Genomic DNA, 24,366 nt, shown 5'->3' on the forward strand with positions numbered 1-24,366 from the left:
AAAAATAACCGCGTAATTTTCACAAAGAGAAACACATGGCTCCAAATCCCGGGATTATGCAAGCCGTCGAGCAACTTGGCTACCGCGTTACGGTTGGAGACGTGGCGGCAAAAGCTGGACTAGATGTCAATTTTGCCCAGCGAGAACTGTTAACGCTGGCCTCCGAAGCAGGCGGCAACCTGCAAGTAGCAGAATCCGGCGACATTGCCTACATATTTCCCAACAACTTTCGAGATATTTTGCGAAACAAATTCTTGCGCTTGCAGTTGCAGGAATGGTGGCAAAAAATCTGGCGAGTTCTATTTTACTTGATTAGAATATCTTTTGGCTTAGTGCTGGTAGCTTCCATCCTTTTAATTGTTGTTGCTATTACGCTTTTACTCTCCAGCATGAACAGCGACAATAACGGTGGAGGAGGCGGAAGCGGAGGCGAAAGTGGAGGTGGCGGCGGAGGCTTTTTCTTTTTTCCCTACTTCTGGAACGACTTAATCTGGATCTTTTACTGGAACCATGATGAACCATACTACCAGCAGCGATCGCGCGATCGCGGTCAAAAACCCCAAATGAGTTTTCTGGAAGCAGTTTTCTCATTTATATTTGGAGACGGGAATCCCAATAAAAATCTAGAAGAGCGCAAGTGGAGCGATATAGCCACCGCAATTCGCAACAACCGAGGCGCAGTCGCAGCCGAACAAATTGCGCCCTATCTCGACAATCTCGGACAGGGATACGCCCGAGAATACGAAGAATATATGTTACCAGCCCTGGCCCGTTTTGACGGCCGCCCCGAAGTCAGTCCCGAAGGGCAAATCATCTATCATTTTCCGCAATTGCAAACCACAGCCCTCCTGCAAAATCCTCAACCAACAGGAACTTATTTGCGAGAAATGCTGTGGCGTTTCAGTCACGCCGACTCCGGCCAAATCATGCTCGCAGCAGGTTTAGGAGCCGTCAATCTTGTCGGTGCGCTGGTTTTGGGGAATTTATTAACGAAAAGTGCGATCGCAGGTGGATTCATCGGCTTCGTCAGCGGTATTTATCCACTGCTGCTGATTTACGGCGTCGGATTTCTGACAATTCCCTTAATCAGGTACTTCTGGATTCAGTGGAAAAATAGCAGGATAGAAGCTCGGAATCACGATCGGCAGCAGCGAGCCATGTTATTAAACCAACCCGATGCCAACTTGCAGCAAAAACTGGCCTACGCCCAGGAATTTGCAGGCGAAAACGTTCTGAGTGGAGAAGACTTAGCTTATACCACAGAAAGCGAATTAACTCAACAAGAACTAGAACAGTCAGCAAAAATAGATGCTGAATGGCAGCGGCGAATTGGGCGATCGGACAATTAATTTATAACCCGAAGAATCAGGAATGCAGCACACAGATTTTTTCTTAGTCCACGGAGGTGGACTTTGTTTTTGTAGTCGCGGTTTCTAACCGCCGGAGACGAGAAGTCTTCTGAGAATTGATCTTAGGTACGTAGTTGCGCTTCAGCGCTCTTAGCTTATATTAGGAAAGAGCGCCCAAGTGCAACTACATACCTTCTATTGGCGTTGCTGCTGCAACAGTATGAACGACTCAATGTGAAAAAATGAAACAAACCAGTCAGTCAATATAGCTGAATTTTCAAGTTACCCATTTTCATCCCCTGATTAAACAACGCCAAAATCATTTATTTTGAATACTAGAATCTGTTGTTTTTCTCATCTTTTTAACAATCTTAGGGCGTTTAAAAATCAAACAATTTTGGTCGTATTTCGAGTCATGTCGCAGAGCCACAAGTTCCCACCCATCCTCCCCCAATTGATTGACAAATAGATGTAGCGAGCCTTGTTTCCAATCTCGCAGCTCCTCACCATTTACATATAAACTAATTAGCTTATTTCCAAAAGGATACATATTCGCATCCACAAATAAATACTCCCACTTTTGCATAGCAATCCTTAATTTAGTTAGTCAGTAGTCAGTTGGCAGTTGGCAGTTGGCAGTGGACAGTTAGTTAGTTATTCGTTATTACTTGTTATTGGTTATTTGTTATTTCTTACCAATGCCCCATGCCCCATGCCCCATGCCCCATGCCCCATGCCCCATCCCCCATTCCCAACAGTTACTGCACAGCAATTCTAGCCAAAGCAGCACCCCGGTAATAGTGCAACAAAATCTGCTGGTAGCCGTATCCCTGCCTAGCCAAATTGTAAGCCCCCCACTGACTCATGCCCACAGCGTGACCGAAACCTTTGCCAGCAACTTGAAAACCCGTAGGAGGCTTCCCCCTATTTTGGCCGCTAAAAATCCCGCCGTACTGAGGAATCACAGTAAAGCGGGTACTCCTTAAATTTAGAACCCGACGCAAATCCGCGCCAGTCATCACCCTAGAACCGCCATCCCCGACTACTTTCATGGACAAAACGCTGCCGTAAGCGGTAGTACGTTCTGGCTTCATCGAGATTACATTACCCACACCAGAAATCTTGCTGCTGATTTGAGCGCGGGAAAAATTTTCTTTCCATTGGTAAACCGGCGCCCCTTGGTCGAAGTCAGGAACAGCCCGCAAATAAGGCAGGGGTTCCGTCCAAACATCCTCGACATTTTCCGTATGTCCGCCAGAGGCAGAGTGGAAAACGGCTAAAATAATCTGACCGTTGTAAGTCAGAACTTGACCGGCGGTGGCATCCACTGCGGCATAAGTACCCGAAGATTCTGTTTGCAATCCTTTGTAAACCTGGGAAGACTGAGTGTCATCCACATCGTAAAGGTCGGTTTCGCTTTTGAGGCGCTTGTGGAGAGCGTAGGAACGGGCGGCGACTGCTTGGGCTTTCAAAGCCTCTTGAGGCCAATTGCCACTCATTTCGGCGCCGAGAACGCTGTAGAGATACTGTTCGATATCGACGTAGTTGACGGCGGTCAAGGCTCCTTTTTCGGGAACTAGAAGCGTGCGTCCCCGATACCATCGATCGCCAATCCAAACATAACCGTTTCCGGTCGGCTCGATCCAAATTTGATTGGCAGCCCAGCGGCCAATTGCCACAGTTCCCGATCGAAATTGAGCCGACTGAGAACTATTTGCCGGCAATTCGCCCAAATTGCGCCCGCTGCTGTCGCGGATTGCAGCCTTAGTAGAACTGCCGACTTTGATCTGACTCGTCCCGTCTTGTACCGCAACTCGCAAAATCAGCGCCGCCTGTGCTGGGGCTACCATTACCAGCCAAAACAACAGCGAAATCCAAAAGTAGCGTTTTTTTAATGTCGAAACAACGGAAGTAAAGAACACTCCTGACTGCATTTTAAAATTTTCCTCCTGTGCTGTATGAGTTTGAGAATTTTTAAGAGTTCGGGAAGGTTCGGGAAAAAGGAAGGAGAACGGCAGAAAGAAAACGTTAGAATTAGGTTTGGCACTTTGTGCGCCGCAATGATTGGAACGACTAGATGCTCGCAGGAACAGCGATTTATCCCGGTTCCTGCCTGCGAATATTTCCTTTATGTCGGATTCGCCGCACCTGGATATTTGTAACATATTTTTTAACATTTAATTGAGGTGATTTAACTCTTGCAGATTACATTTCTCGGAACTAGCTCTGGCGTCCCCACGCGATCGCGCAACGTATCCAGCATCGCCCTGCGCTTGCCCCAGCGAGCGGAACTCTGGCTGTTTGACTGCGGCGAAGGAACCCAGCACCAATTCCTCCGTAGCGAGCTAAAAGTCAGCCAACTGAGCCGGATTTTCATCACTCACCTGCACGGCGACCACATTTTCGGCTTAATGGGCTTGCTGGCTAGCTGCGGTTTGGCGGGGAATGTCAAGCGCATCGATCTTTACGGGCCTCCGGGACTTGAAGAATATTTGCAAGCTGGCGTTCGCTATTCTCAAACTCATTTTTCTTACCCGGTGAAGGTGCACAAAAGTCACGAGGGAGTTGTCTATGAAGATGACGAATATATTGTTAGCTGCGCTCCTTTAAAGCATCGAGTTACTGCTTTTGGTTATCGAGTAACTGAGAAAGACCGTCCGGGACATTTCGATGTAGAAAAAGCGAAGGCTGTGGGTATTCCGTCGGGGCCAGTTTACGGTGAATTAAAACAAGGAAAGACGGTAAAATTATCGGACGGGCGACAGTTTAAAGGTAGTGATTTTTGCGGCCCGGATCAAGTCGGGCGGAAGTTTGTTTACTGTACAGACACGGTTTTTTGTGACAGCGCGGTGGACTTAGCAAAGGATGCCGATTTGTTAGTGCATGAAGCGACTTTTGCCCATCAAGATGCTCAAATGGCGTTCGATCGCCTGCATTCAACTTCGACGATGGCGGCTCAAGTAGCTTTGCTCGCTGGGGCGAAACAGTTGATCATGACGCATTTTAGCCCGCGCTATGCTCCCGGAAATGCGATCGTCCTGGATGACTTGCTCAAGGAAGCCCAGGCTATTTTTCCGAATACGAAAATGGCCTATGACTTTTTGACTTACGAAGTGCCGCGACCTGTTTAAAACTAGGGTTGATCTGGGCTGAAATATTCACGTAAAAACTGAGACTAATTAGGGGGTGAGCAGGAGTTATAATGAAACTACCCAAATCTCTAATATTCACATCGTTCAAAAGGAGCAACAGTGTCAGCAAAAGATTACTATCATCCAGTTGTGAAACAGGCGCTTGTTAAAGCTGGCTGGAAAATTACTCATGACCCATTGTTAGTGAAATGGGCCAAGCGAAAACTATTTGTGGATCTCGGAGCAGAAAAACTGATTGCTGCTGAAAATAATCAGTCTAAGATAGCTGTTGAAGTTAAAAGTTTTATCAGTGATTCTAAAATTTTAGATTTAGAGAAGGCTTTGGGACAATACATTCTTTATCAGAAAATTTTAGAACAAACTGAACCGGAAAGAACGCTCTATCTTGCTATGCCGGTGATGTCTTTTGAGGAGCTTTTTATTGAAGATAAATTTGCCGATATTTTATTGGTAGATAATCATTTAAAGTTGATTGTTTTTAATCCACAAATGGAGGAGATTGTGAAATGGATACCATAGCAGATTGCCGCCAGATTGTCAAAGGAATTCTTAATGAATATTCAGGTTTTTTAAATTCTGAAATTGAGGTACAAAGTCAAGTAATTTTCGATTTAGAAAACGATCGCTATATGTTACTTTCGATGGGATGGTTTCAGGGGAGAAGAATTCACGATTGCGTCATACACATGGATATTATCGACGGTCAAGTTTGGATTCAAGCGAATAATACCGATCGCTCGATCGCTGAAGAATTAGTAGCAGCAGGAATTCCCCCTAAGTTAATTGTTTTAGGACTTCAACCGCCTGAAGTAAGAGCTTATACAGCTTATGGCGTACCAAATTCAATACAGTCTCAAGAATTATTGCAAGTGGGTTAATTTGGAAAAAAAGGGCGATTGCCCTTTTGGTTATTGGGGGAAAAAGAGCGATCGCACTTTCGGAAAATAAGGACGATCGCTCTTTAAAAAAGCAACAATTGCGCTACACTCAAAGCATTATGAGACAGCTTTGAGGTATTGCGTTACAGGCTTCAAATCGATGTCATCGTTGTCAGTCAGTATTTTGAATAAATGCCAGGGGATGCCTGCTGCAATCAAAGTTTCCAAATCGCGATCGAGCTTTGAGAAGTCCTCATAGATGCCCACAAACTGAGTTACGCAAGCTAAAGATTCATCTTTCGGGTCATTGACTCCCGTGTATCTGTACTGAATATCAAAACCTGCTTTTTCGCCAATTTCTTCGATATCCCAGTCTACAAGATTAATATCTATCGCTTCAACGGCTAGGGCAATATGACCGGGCGGTATGGGGTCAAGAGATTCGCAGCACCAACCCTCAGAATGGTTCCAGACACTTTGACCAACTGATTCTCGAATTTTCATAAGTTTCCTTAAAGTTTTCCACATTAGGCGATTGAGTGGTTAACTAGATGTTTCCTTCGATGGGAGGCAGATTATGGGCGATATCGTGCTTACAAAGATCATTTGCCAGATACAGGTATTTCCAGAGGTGCAAAATAGTAGTAAGTTCTTGGGGGTTGAGCTTTAACAACTTTCACCAGTTGAATAGGAGGGTTACGACGATCGCCTGAACTCTCAAACTGAATTGTACCAGATGCTCCTTTAGTAAAAAAGTCTGTGGAGGAAAGAACTTGTTGCGTTCCTGTTCTTGTGGGCTGAGACTGACGTTGAATCGCGGCAATCAACGCTTTTGCTGCATCGTAGGACATAGCAGTGCGCCAGTTGACACCAGCAGTGCCCCAAAGTTGTATTGACTGATTGCGAAAGTCTGCTGATGTTAGAGTACCATCAACGTGCCAAGCAATAGCTACTACCATCCCCTCTGTTGCAGCTCCGCCGTCTTGCAAAGTCCTCTCTCCATAAACATCATCTCCTCCCAAAAGAGGCAATCTCTTGTCATTAGCTTGAGCAACTACTAATGCCTTATCTAGTGAACCCGTGTTGGGTGCTAACAAAATCACCTCTGCTCCCTGCTGTATTGCTTGTTCTACCCTGCGTTTGGCACTGAAGCCAGGATCATAAAAGTCGAAAGTATTGTTACTAGAAACTTCTCCCCCTTTTTGTGAAAGAGCCTTAATAAACTCGTTTTTCAGAGATTGACTGTATGTACTCTGAGAGTTAAAAAAGACCGCTGCTTGCTTCTTATTTAACTTAGTGACCATGTAATCGGCTAACGCTTTGGCTGCAACAGAATCGCTAGGAACAGTGCGGAAAAAATAAGAACTAGAATTTGAAAGCGTTACAGCCGTGCTGACTGGAGAAATAGCAACAAGCTTTCCAGAGTTATAAATATCTTTTGCTGCTAAAGATACCTGACTGGCCCAATGACCCACCACTCCTAAAACTGCTGGCTCTTGAATCAAAACCGAGGCAACCTGTTTAGCTACCTCTTCTTTATCATCATCGTTGACAATTACTATCTTAATAGGTGTAGTTCCCATCTGCTGATTAGATTCATACTGAGCAGAAGCTACGCCGCGCAAAATCTCAAGAGCCCCTTTTAAGTCACTGCCAATTGGAGCTACTACTGCAATTGTTTCAGCTTTTTTTTTCCCTATTTTTGCATTATTAAGATAGATTAGACTTTCCGGTGAGTTGCGACTTTCCTGAATTACACCATCTAAATAAGAAATAGCTTCATTGTACTTAGCTTCAGCAATTGCTTTGACTCCGGCTTGTTTTAAAAGCTTGAATGATTTACTTACTCCTTCTTCATTTTCAATTAAAACTTTATCTCCTGAACTTATTCTGGGGTTAAATGTTAGAGGTGAATTGCTTGGACTTGTTTTATCCTCCATAAGCGATTGAGGCAATAGATTTGCGAATACAATCACCGCTACTAAAGCCAGAATAGCAGCAATCACAGGAATCAAATACTTTTTGCTGATTTTTATATTTCTCTTCAAAGTAGGTCTTTTTTTTCTGGTTGGATTAGTTGAACTTGGATGAGGCAGAGGCAGCATTGGTAAGTCAGGAGTTTGTACCTCTATAACAGGAGATATAGTTGGTGTTTTGGGAGCTAACTTAAGATTGGCTACAACCGGATCAAACTTGTCAGGAAACTTTGTTTTTTCATCATATAAAGCTTCACGGAGATCGGCATTAGCCAACTGAGCTTCACTTAGATCAGTTCCTCTTAGATCGGCTTGACTCAACTTTGCAAGACGCAAATTTACATGACTGAGGTTAGCTTCGCTGAGGTTAGCTCCTGTCAAGTCTGCGCTATCAAGATTAGCATCACTCAGATTAATTCCACTTAGGTTCGCACCACTCAGATTGACTTGAAAGAAATTCCTTTTCCCTGTGGTATACTGTTGTTGAAATTCATTAACATCCATATCATCTAATCTTCAGTGTATTTAGATAGTGTAATGTAATTATAAAAAAGATTGGAGAGTATTGTTACTACTTGCTATCATGTTGATAAGCTGTCGTGCATTTAAATTGTACTTTGTCAGTCTAGGAATCGTAGTAGGTGTAACTGATTGGCTGACTTGGCTTGTTCGATTAAATTTTTGCACTCTTCTTTGACTTTAATGCGCTCTCCCAAAAGTTTAAATTCATGCCACACCTGCTGTCGCTTTTCCCAAAGAAAATAATCCCATTCTTTCTCGATGCCTTTAGCATATAACACCCGATCGAGAAAATCCTCCACCATATAGTAAGCAACTTGATTTGGCTCAAAATACAATTTATTGAACTCAGTTTCACAAGCCTTAACAACTTGCTCATGAGTATGTTTTAGTCGGTTATATACTTCTTGAGATTCAGAAGTATTAGAAGTAGTTCCTAAATTTTTAACTTCTTCCTGGACTATAGAAGATGTCACAGAAGTATTCCTCTTGGGGACAAGGATATCTAAATGAGGACGAATTAATCGCTGAATTCTGCCAGAAAATGATAAGTTAAGCTCTCCGATTTTTTTAAATCCTAGCCTCAGATTACTCTCACTTATATCAGGCAATTGTGTTGCTATTTCCATAAAAAATACAGAGCCTTCAGAGTTGGATAAATTTTTAAGTCTTCCATCTTCAGCCAGCACCTTTTTTACTTCAGATTTAACAGCTTCTAAAGACTGCTGTAAATCACAATCCAGAGACAGAAAGTGTCGTGATAGATGTGCACGAACCTCTTCAAGGTATCGGAAGTACAAGCCTTGTTCACGACCTTTTACAGTCTGCCTATCCTCTATTTCTTGAACTAAGGGAATGCCTGTATCTGACCTACAACTAGCAATAGTCTGTTCGACTCGCTCTTTAAATGTAGGGTCTTCAGTTTCGCGTTTATCTCTAAGTTTATAGAGTAGTTTTCCAAGACCCTTTTGGATTTCTAGCCAAAGTCCACTGTCTCCACTTTTTCCCGTAAAGTATTCATCAAACTGTTTTCTCTCGTTAGCAAACTGTTGCAGAACCTCACCAGCTTTATTTAATTCGTTTTTAACCTGCTCGTGTAATTCAAGAATGCGCTGTTGACAAGTGTGAGCATATTTTTTGTCTAATTCAGTAATCTCGGTTTCCAGATACTTTAAAACAGGCTCAAAAACCTTGTTATTTGCGTTGTCGCTGGCACAGTTGGCAATTATGCAGGGTTTAGCAAACTCCATCCTAACATTTCTCTTATCTACATCTGCTTTTTGACTATCACAGCCGTTTAGATTGTTACCAGTGCTATGTAAGTTGAGAACCATGAAAGCTCTATCGGCTAAGTCATTTAATGCCGTAGCAGCCTTATCATACAAATCGGTATCCTGGGTTTCCCACCCATAACGATCGTTGCCTGGTTGGCTTACAAAAAGAACAACATCAACTTCTTTTCCCAAAGTTTCTAGCATCAACTTTTCATCACCCAGTTTAAAGTCTCCCATTCCTGGTACATCAACCAGTGCTATTTGTCCTATATCTGCTTTTGGAAAATTACAAGAAATTCTTACATTGCGTACTGCCAGATGCTCATAATCTATTAAATTGTTTTTGGGATCTCTGTCTTGAGAAACATATTTTTGGATTTCCTCTCTTGTCACAGTTTGAGGTGGTTGATTGAGTAGTCTTTTATAACCACCTAATCCTCGGTAATAATCTTTGTATAGTCGCTCATACATTGTTTCATATGTAGCTCCTTCTACCAAAGTATTACTAATTTCAGTAAATTTATAATTTGCAAAATCATCAATATTATCTAGCTTTCGAGTTAGATTTAGCTTTTGAAAATAAGGAAGAATAACTTCTTTTAAAAAAGACTTTTCTGTGTGAAATGTGACTACTGCTTCAATCTCTCTTTGAGACCGATGGCATATTGTGCTACGGGCAGCAGTACAAGCTTTTCCTTGACGTGCCGGAATTACATCATCAGAAAGTCCTGTCAAACTCTGTAGCAGGGTGCTTTTACCCTGACCCATCCGCCCAACAACTCCAATATTGAGAGTAGAGTTAGAAAATCGTGTTTTAAGATTTTTAAGTTTTTCATACTCTGCTTCAAGCTTGTTTATCAGACTTTCCAATTTAATTGTTTCTAAGCTAACTGACGCTCCAGCTTCCCTGACCTGCGGTATGATTTCCTGGCGTTTTACTTCAAGTTCGTGCAGAGATGAGAGAAGATTTTTTATCTTTTCTTCAGCCGTTGTAATGTTTTTAATTAGTCCTTGACGCTGCTTGATTATGTCAGCGATTTGCGTGGCTCTATCTCTTCCTAAAAAGTCCGCATTCATAATTTTTCTGTTTTCCATAGTGTTTGTGTGCTGATGCGATCGCTTCGCATGGTTAGAGGGATCGCTCGCACCTACCGCAAACAGATACCGCAACACCTCAGCATCCAGTACCAACTCGCTCCCGCACCAAGCAACGTCTTGCTCCTATATATGTATTCGGTTTCAATCCCGAATTTTTACGCAAAATCTAGCTTATTGTTACAAATCTTTACACTTACCCACTAACCGCTGCTGTATCTGCACCCTCAGCTCTTGACAAACAGCTCTATTTTTTTAAAGCAGAGCGATCGCCACATCCGTTTCTGGAATGATAAACTAAGTATACTCAGATAGCAACTAGCCAAAGCTATAATTTTAGTTAGGCTTTAGCTATCAACTAAGCGAGACATACTGCCATGACATCCAGCGACGAGATGTTTGCTGAAGCTGCGAATAACTGGGACTTGGAAAGGCTCTACAAAGCTATGGCAGAAGCCAAATGGCAAGTATCTCCCCGTGCCAGAAAGGGACTGACAGAACGCGAAAAGCTGTTTCTCCGAGGTTTGCTCTGCGGCCACAGTCCTGCGGAAATAGCTAGCCAACTCCATCAAAGTCGTAAAGGTGTTGAGGTTTATATATCTAAAACGTAATTGCTCAACCCCCTTGACAAGAAGACGAGATAGACATTAGATAAAGGAATGGAAAAACTCCCCGACTTAAAACAACTATCGAACGAGGCAAAAGAAGCCTTGATAGTAGAGCTATGGGAGAAAATCCAAAAACTCAGCGCAATATTAGCCACCTACGAACCAAAATTAGAGCCAGAGCCATCTCCTAAAAAAACGAGCAAAAATTCCAGCACTCCACCGTCCAAAGGATTCAAGCCCAACATTAAGCCCTCGAAAATAGAGGGGAGCAAAAGACAAAAAAGCCTAGGAAGAGCGGGAGGGGGAAGAGAACTACATCCTCATCCCGACCAAACAATCATCGCCCAACTCAAAAATTGTCCCCAGTGTGGAGAGAAAGTCACCGCCGCCACCCAAAAATTGCAATCCGTCTACGAAAAAATCGAACTACCCCCAATTCGCCCCATTATCACCCTCCGTGAACGTTATGGTGGTCAGTGTGCGTGCTGTCAAACCAAGTATGTTGCACCTGTACCATTGGGAATGGAACCAGGTTCACCGTTTGGCAGTTCAATTCAAAGCTTAGTTACATATCTCCGTTACACTCATGCCATCAGTTACGAACGGCTATCGTCTATATTTGGAGAAGTCTTTGGACTCAAGATATCCGAAGGAGCAATCGCAAACCTGTTGGCAAAAGTCAAAACCAGTTTAGACGACCAAGTAAGTCAAATACTACAACGGTTGCGGCGGGCAAAATTAATTTGTTCAGATGAAACGAGTGCGAGAGTTAACGGACAGAATCAGTGGGAGTGGGTGTTTCAGAACCAGGATGTTTGTTTACACGTCATCCGTCCGAGTCGAGGGACTGGGGTAATTAACGAAGTTCTCGCAGAACATCGTCCCGATATCTGGGTGTCAGATTTATTTAGCGCTCAAAAAAATCACCCAGCACCACAATGGCAAGTGTGTTTAGCCCATCAACTGCGGGATTGCCAATATGCAATTGATGCTGGGGACAGGATTTTTGCCCCAGCGATGAAGAGGTTATTATTAAGAGCTTTTATCATCCATCGACGACGATCAAAAATCGACGATGCCAGACTCAATCGATATCGAGACAATTTACAGGAAAGATTAACCGGGATTTTGAGTTTAGCGCCACATCATCCGGATGGTATCCGGTTACGAAAACGCTATGGTGGGCTAATTGACAATTTATTTCTATTTCTGGAAGATGCGGCGATTCCACCAACAAATAATAGTAGTGAACAGGCGATTAGGATGAGTGTGATATTTCGCCGTGTGACTAATGGATTTCGTTCGGAATGGGGCAGAGATTTGTTTGCTGCCGTTCGTTCCGTTGTCAATACTGGCAAGCGTCAGGGTTTAACTGCTTATCAATCTATTCAACAAGCTCTCTCTACTGATGGCTCCATTTTTTCCCCTAGTTGAGCAATTACTCTAAAACTTTATATCAATACTTTAAAAAAATTACAGATGTACCTAACGAAAAGGTAAGCAACTGGAGAAATATTCACAACTGCCTAGAGGAAGCTGGATATAAAACTATCCCGTCTGTTAAATCTAACTCAAGCAATTATTTACCCCAAGTTCCATTAGTAAATATAGTTAACATAGGTTTGAATAATCAAACTCATACAATAACAATTGACATTCACCTTCAACTAACATTACCTTCGCTTTCAGAGCAAACCATCACAGAAGACATGGATACAAAAGATCGCCCCGACACCAACCAATCTAACTAAAGGCCGATCGCCTACAATAGAATCAACACTCATATTCTCAAACGCCATGCAATATAGTTTTGCCACCTGAAGTCGAAGCTAGGAGTGCAGCGCTTTCCTCACCAGCGGCAAATCCAAAATCGGGCGATCGCCCCCAACGACTCCTGAGCAAGACCAATGCTTGCTACAATCGGGAAAGGTAAACTCTGTGGCTAATACTACAGCCTGTAACCCTGAAAGCTAATAGCTAAATTATTAAAAATCTGCCTCTCCTGCCATGTTTAAAAATCTGCTAGGCGACCCCAACGCTCGCAAACTGAGAAAATTTCAGCCTTGGGTAGCTGATATCAATATCTTGGAAGAAGACTTACGCGCCCTCTCAGACGACGCCCTCAGAGGCAAAACAGCGGAGTTTAAAGAACGTCTGGCCAAAGCTAAATCTCTCAACGAAGAGAAAGAAATCCTCGACGAAATCTTGCCCGAAGCTTTTGCAGTGGTGCGGGAAGCGGGACAGCGAGTTTTGGGAATGCGCCACTTTGATGTCCAACTCCTCGGCGGCATCATCCTGCACAAAGGCCAAATTGCCGAAATGAAAACCGGTGAGGGCAAAACACTCGTAGCTACACTGCCGGCTTACCTCAACGCCCTCAACGGCAAAGGCGTGCACATCATCACCGTCAACGATTATCTCGCACGGCGGGACGCGGAATGGATGGGACAGGTGCACCGCTTCCTGGGACTGACTGTGGGACTGATCCAGCAGGGCATGGATCAGGTGGAACGCAAGAAAAATTATAACTGCGATATTACCTACGCCACCAACAGCGAAGTCGGCTTCGACTATTTGCGCGATAACATGGCTACTGTCATGGAAGATGTGGTGCAGCGTCCTTTTAATTTCTGCGTGATTGACGAGGTTGACTCGGTGCTGATTGATGAAGCCCGCACACCTCTAATTATTTCCGGCCAAGTCGAACGCCCCAGCGAGAAGTACATCCGGGCGGCTGAGGTGGCTGCTTCCCTGAGAAAGGAAAATGAGGAACACTACGAGGTTGACGAAAAGGCGCGGAATGTGCTGTTGACCGATGAAGGGTTTGGTGAAGCTGAGGATTTGTTGGGAGTGAAGGATTTATACGATCCGGCTGACCCTTGGGCGCATTACATTTTTAATGCGATTAAGGCGAAGGAATTGTTTATTAAGGATATTAACTACATCGTCAATCTCGATCGCGAAGTGGTGATTGTCGATGAGTTTACAGGGCGGGTGATGCCGGGACGACGCTGGAGTGACGGTTTGCACCAAGCCATCGAAGCGAAAGAACACGCGGAAATTCAGCCAGAAACTCAGACGCTGGCGACGATTACTTATCAAAATTTCTTTTTGCTATATCCGAAGCTGTCGGGGATGACTGGGACGGCGAAGACTGAGGAAACGGAATTTGAGAAGATTTACAGTCTGGAAGTGACGCTGATTCCGACTAACCGGATTCCCAGCCGTGGCGACCTTTCGGATATGGTTTACAAGGCAGAGGCCGGCAAGTGGAAGGCGATCGCCCAAGAATGCGCCGAAATGCACGAAATTGGTAGGCCGGTGCTGGTGGGTACTACCAGTGTGGAAAAATCCGAGTTGCTGTCGCGGCTGCTTCGGGAACTCAAGATTCCTCACAATTTGCTGAATGCGAAACCGGAAAATGTGGAACGGGAGTCGGAAATTATCGCTCAAGCCGGACGCAAAGGCGCTGTGACGATCGCCACAAACATGGCCGGACGGGGTACCGACATCATTCTGGGCGGTAATTCCGAGTACATGGGACGCCTGAAGTTGCGCGAGTATTTGATGCCCCGGATCGTGCGCCCCGATGATGAAGACGGGTTTTCCCTGGTACAAGCGCCCGGTATGGGCGGCCGCCCCGCAGCTCAAGGTTTTGGTCAAACTGCTAAAAAAGTCAAGTCTTGGAAAGCTTCGGCGCAGATTTTCCCGACACAGCTATCGAAAGAGGCCGAGCAACTGCTGAAAGGGTCGGTTGAATTGGCGGTGAAGGAGTACGGGGAGCGATCGCTCTCGGAATTGCAAGCCGATGACATCGTGGCTGTAGCGTCGGAAAAAGCGCCCACCAAAGACATCGTAATTCAAAAATTGCGGGAAGCTTACAATCTAACTCGCAGCGAATACGATGCCTTTACCAGCACCGAACACGATGAAGTTGTGCAGTTGGGTGGCTTGCACGTTATCGGTACTGAACGTCACGAATCGCGCCGGATTGACAATCAGTTGCGCGGCCGCGCGGGACGACAAGGAGACCCCGGTTCTACGCGGTTTTTCTTGAGTTTGGAAGACAATTTGCTCAGGATTTTCGGGGGCGAACGGGTGTCGAGTTTGATGAAAATGTTCGGTGTTGAGGAAGATATGCCGATCGAATCTGGAATGCTGACTCGATCGCTCGAAGGCGCTCAGAAAAAAGTCGAAACCTACTATTACGACATCCGCAAGCAGGTATTTGAATACGACGAAGTGATGAACAATCAGCGTCGAGCCATCTATGCGGAACGCCGCCGAGTCTTGGAAGGTTTGGACTCGAAGGAACAGGTAATTAAGTATGCCGAACAAACGATGGACGACATCGTGGGAGCATACATCAATCCCGATTTACCTTCGGAAGAATGGGAACTCGACAAACTTGTCAGCAAGGTGAAGGAATTTGTTTATCTGTTAGCTGACATGACTCCGGATCAATTAGAAGATTTGTCAGTTGAAGAAATTAAAACTTTCCTCCACGAACAAGTCCGCAATGCTTACGACATGAAGGAAGCGGAAGTTAATGCCATCCGTGCCGATTTGATGCGAGATGCGGAACGGTTCTTTATCTTGCAGCAAATTGATACTTTGTGGCGGGAACACTTGCAACAAATGGATGCTTTGCGCGAGTCTGTGGGATTGCGCGGTTACGGACAAAAAGACCCGCTGATCGAGTACAAAACTGAAGGTTACGAGCTGTTTTTGGACATGATGACGGATATTCGCCGCAACGTGGTTTATTCGCTGTTCCAGTTCCAGCCGCAGCCTGCAATGCCTGTTTCGGCTGAGATGGTTTAGAGGGATTTTGTGGGGACACAACAATGTTCGTTGGTGCCAAACAAACGTCAAACGCAGTCACAAACTGCTGTTTTGTGACTAGACCAGATCCCCCCTAGCCCCCCTTAGGTCGGGGGGGACAAGAAGCACTCAAAGTCCCCCTTTTTAAGGGGGATTTAGGGGGATCTAGACTAAGATAAGACGGCGGTTGAAACCGCGTCTACACAAACAAAACCCGCCTCCGCGGGTTGAAGACTGTATTAAGCCCAATCTTCTTGATCGCTTTTTTGTTTCCTGTAAACTTCACCATTAGCGTGAATTTTGCGGGTTTGTTCGTACAGAGTTTCTTCGGTATGATTCCATTGTTGCAGGGCTTTTTTTAAGTCTGCTTGGATATCTCTAGCGCCGGGAAATCCTTTATAGCGAATGATTAATCTTGCTAATTCTGATAAATTGTTGTCGGTTGGTTCTTTGCCTAATAAACTATCGACTGTGGCTCGATCGCGTTTGTATTGCGGGTGCTGTTGGTCTTGATTTTTTGTGTCTAAATCCATATTGTTTGTCCTGGTATATCTACTGAAATTTTGCTTGAACAATCTTATTTTATAATTTTTATAATAAAGAGAATGCTTTTTAACCGCAGAGGGCGCAGAGGGCGCAGAGTCAGAGAAAAGAGAGATTTAGAAGTTGTTTTGTTGCTCGTTTTTGGCTATTGATTTATGTGCCTGGTTTTTCTAAATTTGGCTGTAAGTTTAAAGCTTTTTGTTGATAAATTAAACCTTCATTGGTTCGCCCTTGCTGTTCTAATACTTTGCCTAAGTTCCAGTAAGCGGCTGCTAAGTCTGGCTGCATGGCGATCGCCTTTTGGTAGTATGTTATCGCTTCATCCAGCAAGCCTTGTTTGTAACACATACTGCCTAAGTTAACATAGGCTGCGACAAATCTAGGCTCGCATTCGATCGCCTTTGAGTACGCCCGCACCGCTGCGTCTGTCTTCCCTTGGGCTTGCAGGATATTCCCGAGAGTTTTGTAGGCGGGGGCGAAATTGGGTTGCTGGCGCAGGGTTTGGTAGCACTGGGCGATCGCCTCTACATATCTCTGTTGCGTATAATAAACTTCGGCTATCTTGCTGCGTGCCACCGCCACATCCGGTTCGAGTGCTAGTATTTTTTGGTATTGGGCGATCGCCTCCTCAAATTTTCCTGATTGCTGGAGTTTCTCGCCCGCTGACAAATACTGCTCTGTTAACTCGGAATTTACGGTCATATATTTTTAGTTTAACAGCCGAGTTTACTTTACCACAGGTGTTGGCTAGCAAGTGCAATTCCTACAGATATTCTGACTGTTTGAGATTTTAAATTTGTTTCTGTACCTGAATCTGAAACTACGCATGGGGGCTAGAAACCCGGTTTCTACGAATTTTGAATTGAGTTACGAGAAATCTCCGCAGAAACCCGATTTCTGAGGTCAGTCTGTATCGGCTTCCTAAAAAAATAGTATGATTGTTTAGAAGCAGCATCAACGCTAATTGGGGAGTAAATCTCATGGCATCACTAGCAGGAAAGGTTGCAATTGTGACTGGTGCATCGCGGGGAATTGGACGCGCGATCGCCCTCCGATTATCCCAAGAAGGCGCATCGGTTGTCGTCAACTACGCCAGAGGAACAGAAGCCGCTCAAGAGGTTGTATCCGCGATCGCACTCTCAGGCGGCACAGCATTAGCCGTACAAGCCGATGTCAGCAAAACCGCAGAAATTCGCGATTTGTTCGATCGCACTCTCGAAACCTATTCACAAATCGATATTTTAGTCAACAATGCGGGAGTAATTCTTTACAAACCTGTAGCAGAAGTTACCGAAGCAGAGTTTGATAATCTGTTTGCAGTTAACGTCAAAGGCACATTTTTTGCTTGTCAAGAAGCTGCTAAACGCATGGCAGATGGAGGCAGAATTGTCAACTTTTCTAGTTCGACAACGGCGATAATGATGCCAACTTACGGGGCTTACGTGGCGACAAAAGGCGCGGTGGAACAGCTAACTCGATCGCTGGCGAAGGAATTGGGCGATCGGCAAATTACAGTCAATGTCATTTCTCCGGGCCCCACGGATACAGAACTTTTCACTGTCGGCAAAACCCCCGAACAAATTCAAAGATTTACGCAAATGACTGCTTTCGGAAGACTCGGAAAAGTTGAAGATATTGCCGATGTGACGGCGTTTGTGTGCAGTGAAGAAGCCCGATGGATTACCGGACAAAATATCCGCGTTAACGGCGGAAGTGCTTGATTCAGTTGACAGTTGACAGTTGACAGTTGACAGCACTTGACAAAGGAAGGAAGAGGATTGGAGTAATGAATATTTTTTTTTATTTCTTCCAAAAAAGGTTCCGGCTTTAAAGCAATTATTTGTGATAAAGTAACGCGGGGCGGAGCGATCGAGATTGAAAACATCAGGAGAAAAAAACCGTGAAAGCTGCTTACTACGAACAACTCGGCAACGCGAAAGATGTCCTCAAAATTGGCGAAATCGATGTTCCAGAATTGGGCGCAAATGATGTGCTGGTTAAAGTACGCGCATCCGGAATTAACCCATCCGATGTTAAGCAGCGCAGCGGTTGGGGCGGACTCACAATGCGATACCCGCGAGTCATTCCCCACAACGACGGTGCGGGCATAATTGAAGCAGCAGGAGAAGGCGTGCCACAGTCTCGAATTGGGGAACGTGTTTGGATTTATGAAGCCACTTTGCCCCGCCAGTTTGGTACGGCGGCGGAGTATGTTGTTGTTCCCAGCGAACAAGCGGTTTTTCTACCGGAAAATACAGATTTTGCAGCGGGTGCTTGTTTGGGAGTTCCGGCTATGACTGCACACCATTGTGTTTTTAAAGATGGTGCTGTTACTGGGAAAATTGTATTGGTTGCGGGCGGGGCGGGCGCTGTTGGTAATTATGCGATCCAATTGGCAAAATGGGGTGGCGCGACGGTTATTTCGACGGTAAGTTCTGCGGAAAAAGCAGAAATTGCTAAAACTGCGGGAGCTGATTATATTGTTAATTATAAAGCTGAAGATGTGGTGGCGCGGATTAAGGAAATTGCGGGCGGTAAAGGGGTCGATCGCATAATTGAAGTTGATTTTGCCGGAAATCTGGAAATTAATCTCAAAGCGATCGCCCGTAACGGCACGATCGCCACCTATGCTTCTGATTCAAATGCAACGCCTCAAATTCCTGTGTACTCGTTAATTTACAAAAATCTTACCGTTCATTACGTCCTAGTTTATGCTATGGACAAAGCAGCGCACCAACAAGCGGCGGCAGATATTACGACTTGTCTGAAAGCTGGAGTTTTGCGACACGTTATTGCTGGGCGCTTTGGTTTAGACGAGATTGCGGCCGCTCATGAATTGCAGGAAAGCGGTAGTGCGATCGGCAATTTGGTTTTATTGAGGTAGATTTTTAGGCACGTAGTTGCGCTGTCTTCGCTCTTCGATTTGTTCAAAAGCGCTAAGAAAGAGCGCTTAAGCGCAACTACATACCTTGATTTAATTCGATCGCACCGAGAATCGATCGCCACAATCAAGGAGACAGTTGCCACACCTTGATCGTGTCGTCATAACTGCCGCTGATCAGAGTTTTGTCCTGAGGATTAAAAGCCAATTCCACCCAAGTAGAATGACCTTTCAGCGTGCCTTGCTCCCCGCCATCCATCGCCCACAGCTTGATAGTTCCGCTCAAATCGCTGCTGGCTAGCGTCGCCCCGTCGGGACTGAAAGCTACAGACTGAATTCGATCGGTATGACCGGCAAAAGTCACCTCACCGGACGGTTCGGGCCCGTGATCCGTGGTGATATCCCAAATCCTCACGGTATTGTCCCAGCCACCGCTGCCCAAAATTGTACCGTCGGGGCTGATCGTAAGCGCCGAAACAGCATCAACATGACCAGTCAGAGTGGCTTGGAATGCCCCTGTTTTCCAATTCCACATCTCGATCCTACCGTCGCCTTTGCCAGCAAACAAAGTGTCTTTATAGGCACTGAAAGCTACCGAATGCACTTCGTCGGTTATCCCTTTGAGTGTTTGCAACTCGGCCCCGCCTTCGACTTGCCACAACTTCAAAGCATTATCTTTGCCTACACTGGCGAGGGCTTTGCCGTCGGGACTGAACACCACCGAGAACACGCCGTCTGTGTGTCCGTCCAATGTCCGAATTAACTGGCCAGAATAGAAATTCCACAGTTTAATCGTACCGTCAGCGCCACCGCTGGCGATCGTCCTGCCATCGGGACTCACTGCCACTGACCACACGGGCCCCAAATGTGCCGCCAAAACCTTGAGCACTTTACCGTGACGCTTGTGCAGCAGGTGAATTGTCCCATCGTTGTTGCCACTAACTATCACGCGGCCGTTGGGAGTGACTGCTACCGCCCACACCGGATTTTTGTCTTGCTCTGTCAAAGTCCGCACTGCGGGGTGTGACAGCGATGGCTCGCTGCTGAAATTCTGCATGGGGGGCGGGTCGAACCGAATGTCGGGAATGCTAGAAACAGGCTCATTGGAAGTGAAAGCCTCCGATACCGGAGATGGCAAGCGAGAACCGAGCACCAATGAAATCAGAGCAACTGCGGCTCCCCCCCACATAGCTAAAGTCCACTTGGGTTTGCTGACAATCACCTCTATCGGTGTCGGGCCGTATTTCATGTCTGTGAGAATTGCTTCGATCGATCGATAGCGTTTTGATGGTTCTCGCTCCACCATTTTATCCAGGATGCGGCCGAGTCTGGCCGAAACTGGTACTTTCAAATAATCCCTCCAGGCCCAAGCGTCGGCTTTGATGTCAAACAAATCAAAGGGCGACATTCCCGTTAACAAGTGAATGCAGGTGACGCCCAAACTGTAGATGTCGCTGCTCTTAATTGCTTCACCTTTAATTTGTTCCGGCGCCGCGTATTCGGCAGAACCCGTCACTGTTTCTGTTTTCAGCGGCCCGCTGTTGGCAGGAATTGCGGAGCCGAAATCGACTAAAACTAGCCCGGATTCCTCCTCCCAAGAATCCAGATGCTCTTTCCCGACTATTGCTGCCGACGTTTGGGAAGATTTGCGGTGAACAATATTGGACGGTTTGATATCTCGGTGAATCAGTTGATTTTCGTGGACAAATTCCAGCACTGGTAACAACTCGCTCAGCAGATACCAAATGTGAATTTCTTTAAAAACGCCTTTTTCCGAAAGCCGATCGGCTAAATTGCGCCCTTCAATGTATTCTTGCACTAAATACTGGCAGCCTTCGACTTCAAAAGATGCCAGCAGTTTCGGTATTTGCTGGTGTTTGCCCAACTTGTCGAGAACTGAGGCAGAACCCAAAAATGTCCGGTTGAACTGGTTTTGACCGTCGGCGATTGACGGCATGGGGCCGCAGAACTGTTGAATGACGCAGCGGGGTTGCGCTGGTTGGTCTTCATCGGCTGCTAGGAAGGTGCGGCAAGCGATACTTTGACCGAGGGTGTGAAAGACTCGGTAGCGCCCTTTGAGCAGCAAGTTCGACTCGCAATTTGTGCAGGCTGTCGCGCGATCGAGATTTTTGGGATTCTGGCAATTCGGATTGATACAGTAACTCATTTGTCTTGCCGCTGGAGACCCCCGTCCGATTTAAAGGGAGGAGTGGGGGAGGAAAGCGGGGCGGTGCGTGCCGCTTCCTGTGGACAAATTAAATAATGTCAACTACCCAGCATCAAGCGGAGTACCGCACGAGATGTGGGCTTGTATCTGAGCTCCACCGCAATTCCGAGAATCTCTGGAGAATCTCAGCTTTAGTTTCACAGCCCGACACATCAGGGGATGCTGACACGCTCCCCGTACTCGTCCAGTCTTGCCGAACAAGCAACGTTCTCATGGCAATATTTCGCGCACCTACCAAGTCAGCATGAAGCTCGTGTCCGCAACATTCACAACGAAACAATAGTCCTTTCTTCGGTCTATTATCTGTCGAAGTATGCCCGCATTTCGGACAACTTTGCGAAGTATAATGCGCTGGCACTTTAGTAGCCAAAGAACCATTCAGATTAGCTTTGTAGTCAATATAGCCATGCAATTCGGCAAAAGACCATTTAGCTTTGTTCCGATTAGCTTTCCGCTGTTTTTTGCTCGCCTTTTTGCCAGACTTAGACTTGGTTCTCTCCCGGATTCCGGTCAAGTTTTCCAGCCCGATCAAACTGTTAGGCTTAGCAATTTCCTTGCTAATTTGGTGGTTCACGTCAGCGATAAACCGTCTTTCTCTTCCTGACAAAGCGATTAATCTGCGCTTTGCCGAGCGAGTGCCTTTACGCTGAAGAGTTTGTCTAGCCTTGTGATAGCGGTTAGCTTTATGCCTAGCATTTTTCCCTGAATAGAACTTCGACTTATTTTGCAAGTCTGTTTCTACCGCAAGGTAGCGCATCCCCACATCTACACCAGAAACTCTAGTCATTTTCAATGGGTCAATTTCCGGGGCTGCTACTTCAATACTCACCATTAAATAGTAAGTCTTGGAAGAGCGCTGATAAACAATCTTTGCCGCCCCAATCTTGGCACCGCCGGCAATCAATGCCAAGTGCTTGTTATAGCCGTCATACGAAACTACAACTCGACCTTGTAGGGTGATAATACTTACACGTTGCTCGGCCTTAAAGGAGTAGTCACGCTGATAGTTCAAGGTGCAGGTTCTAGAAACATACTTAGGAACTTTGTCTAGTCCTTTGTATCGTTTCTTGGTGTATCCTTTGGCAATAGCATCGTTAGATTGCTTGACTTTAGTCCAGAGGGTTTTGTAGGTTGCCGACACTTGTCTTGGTACGTTGCAAGCCATCTGAGCACCGAGTCCAAATCGAGATCGCAATTCGTTATAGACTGCTTTTTGCAACCTAAGACCATTACTGGTTTTGCCTGCATCAAAAGCAATTTGTGAAGTATAATTCAAGGCATCACGATAAGCCAAAGTAGTCATCGATACCAAAGCTTTTTGTTCGGCGTTCAAGTTTAACTTTAGTTTGGCAGTGATTACTTGGGGCATTATTCTTCACAAACTCTGATAAGATTGTATCTCGTGAACACAGAAGATGCAAGTAGTGATGCAAAATAATTTACACAGTGAGTCGGCCGCCCCTCACCTTCCGGCGTCTAAAGCTATCGTTTTGGTTCGGGGCGGATCTCTTCACTCACGCGCATTCCTCCCCACGCTCACCTGGAAGTAGAACCCGGGACTCCTGCTCATTTAGTTGAATAAGTCGATCGCACCGAACTTGATTGCTCGGCTGGACTCGCTGTCAACGAATTACGGTATACTGTCTCTTGGCAACTTTCGCCAAACTAACTACTAACTTTTAACTATTACGAAGAATAATGGTTTAAAGCCTCCTCCTAAACGGGGGAAATAAAACCAAATTATTCACTGTTTCAATCCTCTTCCTTTTATGGAGAGGTAGCCCTCAAGCGGTCAACTGTCAACTGTCAACTGTCAACTGTCAACTGTCAACTGTCAACTGTCAACTGAACTATGCCCTTAATTCGCGTTCCCAAACCTTGGGAAATTTCCAACTCACAAATTACCTCAGAAACAGCCTTTCTCAACCGCCGCCGTTTCATGACCAATTTAATCGGCGCCGGCGTCACTGCTTCGCTGCTACCACTGACAGGCTGTCAAAGCAATACAGGCTCAAAAACTGCTCTGGATAAAGGCTCAACCCAAGCCTACGCTGGATTGACCCGGAATCCTACCTTTGCGAAAGTCGATCGGGCAATTACCGACGAAGCCCTAGCTACCAAATATAACAACTTTTACGAATACGGAGGCACAAAATCTATTTGGCAAGCCGCCCAAGCTTTACCAACCGAAAACTGGAAAGTAGAAGTAACTGGTTTAGTCAAAAATCCCCGCACCTACGATATAGACGACCTCCAGAAAAAATTCCCCATCGAAGAACGAGTTTATCGATTTCGCTGCGTAGAAGCCTGGTCGATGGTAGTTCCTTGGGTCGGATTTCCCATGAAATTACTCATGGCTGATGTCGAACCGCAATCGAATGCTAAATTTGTTCGCTTCACCTCATTTTACGATTCCAAAATCACTCCCGGCCCCGGTTTAATGTCCCAATTTTATCCCTGGCCTTACACCGAAGGTATGCGAATCGAGGAAATGGCCAACGATTTAGCATTTTTTGCCACAGGGCTGTACGGGCGGCGGCTACCCAAGCAAAATGGGGCGCCCCTGCGGCAGGTGATTCCGTGGAAATACGGTTTTAAGGGCGCAAAGTCGATCGTTAAAATTGAATTTGTCGAAAAACAGCCCGCCACTTTTTGGAATACCATCGGCCCCAACGAATACGCATTTGAAGCCAATGTCGAACCCGACAAACCGCACCCCAGATGGTCGCAAGCCAGCGAACGGGTAGTCGGGCCCGGTAACAGTTGGTCGTGGGAAACTCGCCCAACTTTGCCCTATAACGGTTACGGCGAATATGTCGCAAGCCTTTACAGTTAGCGAAATTTCACACTCAGATAGGACGTATGGTTGAAACCGCGTCTACACAAACGATGTCCGGATGGTGCGCGGACAGAAGAAAAAACCTAATTTCAACCGCCGACTCTTCAACCCGCGCACCATCCGAGTTTTGCCTGTATAGACGCGATTTCAACCGCCCGATCTTATTCTATAGCGGTTCTCAAGCATGGTGAGATATGCCCC

19 protein-coding genes are annotated in these 24,366 nt (G+C 45.7%); 10 read left to right on the forward strand and 9 right to left on the reverse strand.

What is annotated here, in order from left to right:
• Positions 1 to 35: 35 nt before the first annotated feature.
• Positions 36 to 1,349, forward strand: coding sequence for a hypothetical protein (locus JGK20_RS07255; protein WP_293190497.1), 1,314 nt, complete (start codon positions 36 to 38; stop codon positions 1,347 to 1,349).
• A gap of 319 nt (positions 1,350 to 1,668) precedes the next feature.
• Here the strand turns inward: JGK20_RS07255 and JGK20_RS07260 are convergent, their stop codons facing one another.
• Both JGK20_RS07260 and JGK20_RS07265 read right to left on the reverse strand, forming a co-directional pair.
• Positions 1,669 to 1,935, reverse strand: coding sequence for a hypothetical protein (locus JGK20_RS07260; protein WP_293183330.1), 267 nt, complete (start codon positions 1,933 to 1,935; stop codon positions 1,669 to 1,671).
• A gap of 172 nt (positions 1,936 to 2,107) precedes the next feature.
• Positions 2,108 to 3,283 carry a SpoIID/LytB domain-containing protein gene (locus JGK20_RS07265; protein ID WP_293190498.1) on the reverse strand — a complete coding sequence of 392 codons (1,176 nt, stop codon included), beginning with the start codon at positions 3,281 to 3,283 and terminating at the stop codon, positions 2,108 to 2,110.
• A 264-nt stretch (positions 3,284 to 3,547) separates the two neighbouring features.
• Here JGK20_RS07265 and JGK20_RS07270 point away from each other — a divergent pair, with 264 nt between their 5' ends.
• The 3 genes from JGK20_RS07270 to JGK20_RS07280 all read left to right on the forward strand — a co-directional run bounded on the left by JGK20_RS07270 (position 3,548) and on the right by JGK20_RS07280 (position 5,379).
• Positions 3,548 to 4,480: a ribonuclease Z gene (locus JGK20_RS07270; RefSeq protein ID WP_293207625.1), complete on the forward strand. Its 933-nt coding sequence runs from the start codon at positions 3,548 to 3,550 to the stop codon at positions 4,478 to 4,480.
• A 120-nt stretch (positions 4,481 to 4,600) separates the two neighbouring features.
• Positions 4,601 to 5,020, forward strand: coding sequence for an element excision factor XisH family protein (locus JGK20_RS07275; RefSeq protein ID WP_293207627.1), 420 nt, complete (start codon positions 4,601 to 4,603; stop codon positions 5,018 to 5,020).
• Positions 5,008 to 5,379, forward strand: a complete 372-nt coding sequence (locus JGK20_RS07280) for a XisI protein (protein WP_293207629.1) — start codon at positions 5,008 to 5,010, stop codon at positions 5,377 to 5,379. The genes JGK20_RS07275 and JGK20_RS07280 overlap by 13 nt, the downstream gene beginning before the upstream one ends.
• 117 nt (positions 5,380 to 5,496) lie before the next feature.
• On the opposite strand, the gene JGK20_RS07285 is transcribed toward JGK20_RS07280, so the two are convergent.
• From JGK20_RS07285 to JGK20_RS07295, 3 genes are all read right to left on the reverse strand, one after another.
• Positions 5,497 to 5,883, reverse strand: a complete 387-nt coding sequence (locus JGK20_RS07285; protein WP_293229918.1) for a hypothetical protein — start codon at positions 5,881 to 5,883, stop codon at positions 5,497 to 5,499.
• Between the two features lie 98 nt (positions 5,884 to 5,981).
• Positions 5,982 to 7,859: an ABC transporter substrate-binding protein gene (locus JGK20_RS07290; RefSeq protein WP_293207633.1), complete on the reverse strand. Its 1,878-nt coding sequence runs from the start codon at positions 7,857 to 7,859 to the stop codon at positions 5,982 to 5,984.
• 116 nt (positions 7,860 to 7,975) lie between these two features.
• Positions 7,976 to 10,243 (reverse strand): dynamin family protein, encoded by a 2,268-nt coding sequence (locus tag JGK20_RS07295; protein WP_293207635.1) that lies wholly within the window; start codon positions 10,241 to 10,243, stop codon positions 7,976 to 7,978.
• 377 nt (positions 10,244 to 10,620) lie between these two features.
• Here JGK20_RS07295 and JGK20_RS07300 point away from each other — a divergent pair, with 377 nt between their 5' ends.
• The 3 genes from JGK20_RS07300 (at position 10,621) to secA (ending at position 15,675) form a co-directional block, all read left to right on the forward strand.
• Complete coding sequence (locus tag JGK20_RS07300; protein ID WP_293207637.1) at positions 10,621 to 10,854, forward strand: LuxR C-terminal-related transcriptional regulator; 234 nt, start codon at positions 10,621 to 10,623, stop codon at positions 10,852 to 10,854.
• Between the two features lie 48 nt (positions 10,855 to 10,902).
• Complete coding sequence (locus tag JGK20_RS07305) at positions 10,903 to 12,285, forward strand: IS66 family transposase (RefSeq protein ID WP_293221021.1); 1,383 nt, start codon at positions 10,903 to 10,905, stop codon at positions 12,283 to 12,285.
• 573 nt (positions 12,286 to 12,858) lie between these two features.
• Entirely contained in the window at positions 12,859 to 15,675 is a 2,817-nt protein-coding gene (gene secA, locus JGK20_RS07310; protein WP_293206179.1) for a preprotein translocase subunit SecA, read from the forward strand.
• A gap of 239 nt (positions 15,676 to 15,914) precedes the next feature.
• On the opposite strand, the gene JGK20_RS07315 is transcribed toward secA, so the two are convergent.
• On the reverse strand, positions 15,915 to 16,208 hold the full coding sequence (locus tag JGK20_RS07315) for a DUF3288 family protein (RefSeq protein ID WP_293184890.1): 294 nt from the start codon (positions 16,206 to 16,208) through the stop codon (positions 15,915 to 15,917).
• Positions 16,209 to 16,371: 163 nt separating this feature from the next.
• On the reverse strand, positions 16,372 to 16,920 hold the full coding sequence (locus JGK20_RS07320) for a tetratricopeptide repeat protein (RefSeq protein ID WP_293184891.1): 549 nt from the start codon (positions 16,918 to 16,920) through the stop codon (positions 16,372 to 16,374).
• A gap of 278 nt (positions 16,921 to 17,198) precedes the next feature.
• Here JGK20_RS07320 and JGK20_RS07325 point away from each other — a divergent pair, with 278 nt between their 5' ends.
• Together JGK20_RS07325 and JGK20_RS07330 are read left to right on the forward strand one after the other, a co-directional pair.
• Positions 17,199 to 17,939, forward strand: coding sequence for an SDR family oxidoreductase (locus JGK20_RS07325; protein ID WP_293206177.1), 741 nt, complete (start codon positions 17,199 to 17,201; stop codon positions 17,937 to 17,939).
• Between the two features lie 179 nt (positions 17,940 to 18,118).
• Positions 18,119 to 19,102 carry an NADPH:quinone reductase gene (locus JGK20_RS07330; RefSeq protein WP_293184893.1) on the forward strand — a complete coding sequence of 328 codons (984 nt, stop codon included), beginning with the start codon at positions 18,119 to 18,121 and terminating at the stop codon, positions 19,100 to 19,102.
• Positions 19,103 to 19,226: 124 nt separating this feature from the next.
• Here JGK20_RS07330 and JGK20_RS07335 read toward each other — a convergent pair whose 3' ends face one another.
• Together JGK20_RS07335 and JGK20_RS07340 are read right to left on the reverse strand one after the other, a co-directional pair.
• The gene (locus tag JGK20_RS07335; protein WP_293229921.1) at positions 19,227 to 21,266 is read right to left on the reverse strand and encodes a protein kinase; all 2,040 of its coding nucleotides are present in this window, start codon (positions 21,264 to 21,266) and stop codon (positions 19,227 to 19,229) included.
• 112 nt (positions 21,267 to 21,378) lie between these two features.
• Positions 21,379 to 22,695: a transposase gene (locus JGK20_RS07340; protein WP_293229924.1), complete on the reverse strand. Its 1,317-nt coding sequence runs from the start codon at positions 22,693 to 22,695 to the stop codon at positions 21,379 to 21,381.
• A gap of 483 nt (positions 22,696 to 23,178) precedes the next feature.
• Between JGK20_RS07340 and msrP the strand changes: the two genes are divergently transcribed.
• The gene (msrP, locus tag JGK20_RS07345) at positions 23,179 to 24,162 is read left to right on the forward strand and encodes a protein-methionine-sulfoxide reductase catalytic subunit MsrP (protein ID WP_293196646.1); all 984 of its coding nucleotides are present in this window, start codon (positions 23,179 to 23,181) and stop codon (positions 24,160 to 24,162) included.
• Positions 24,163 to 24,366 lie beyond the last annotated feature (204 nt).

Origin of the sequence: Microcoleus sp. PH2017_05_CCC_O_A, assembly GCF_020738785.1 — a bacterium.
Classification (GTDB): Bacteria; Cyanobacteriota; Cyanobacteriia; order Cyanobacteriales; family Microcoleaceae; genus Microcoleus.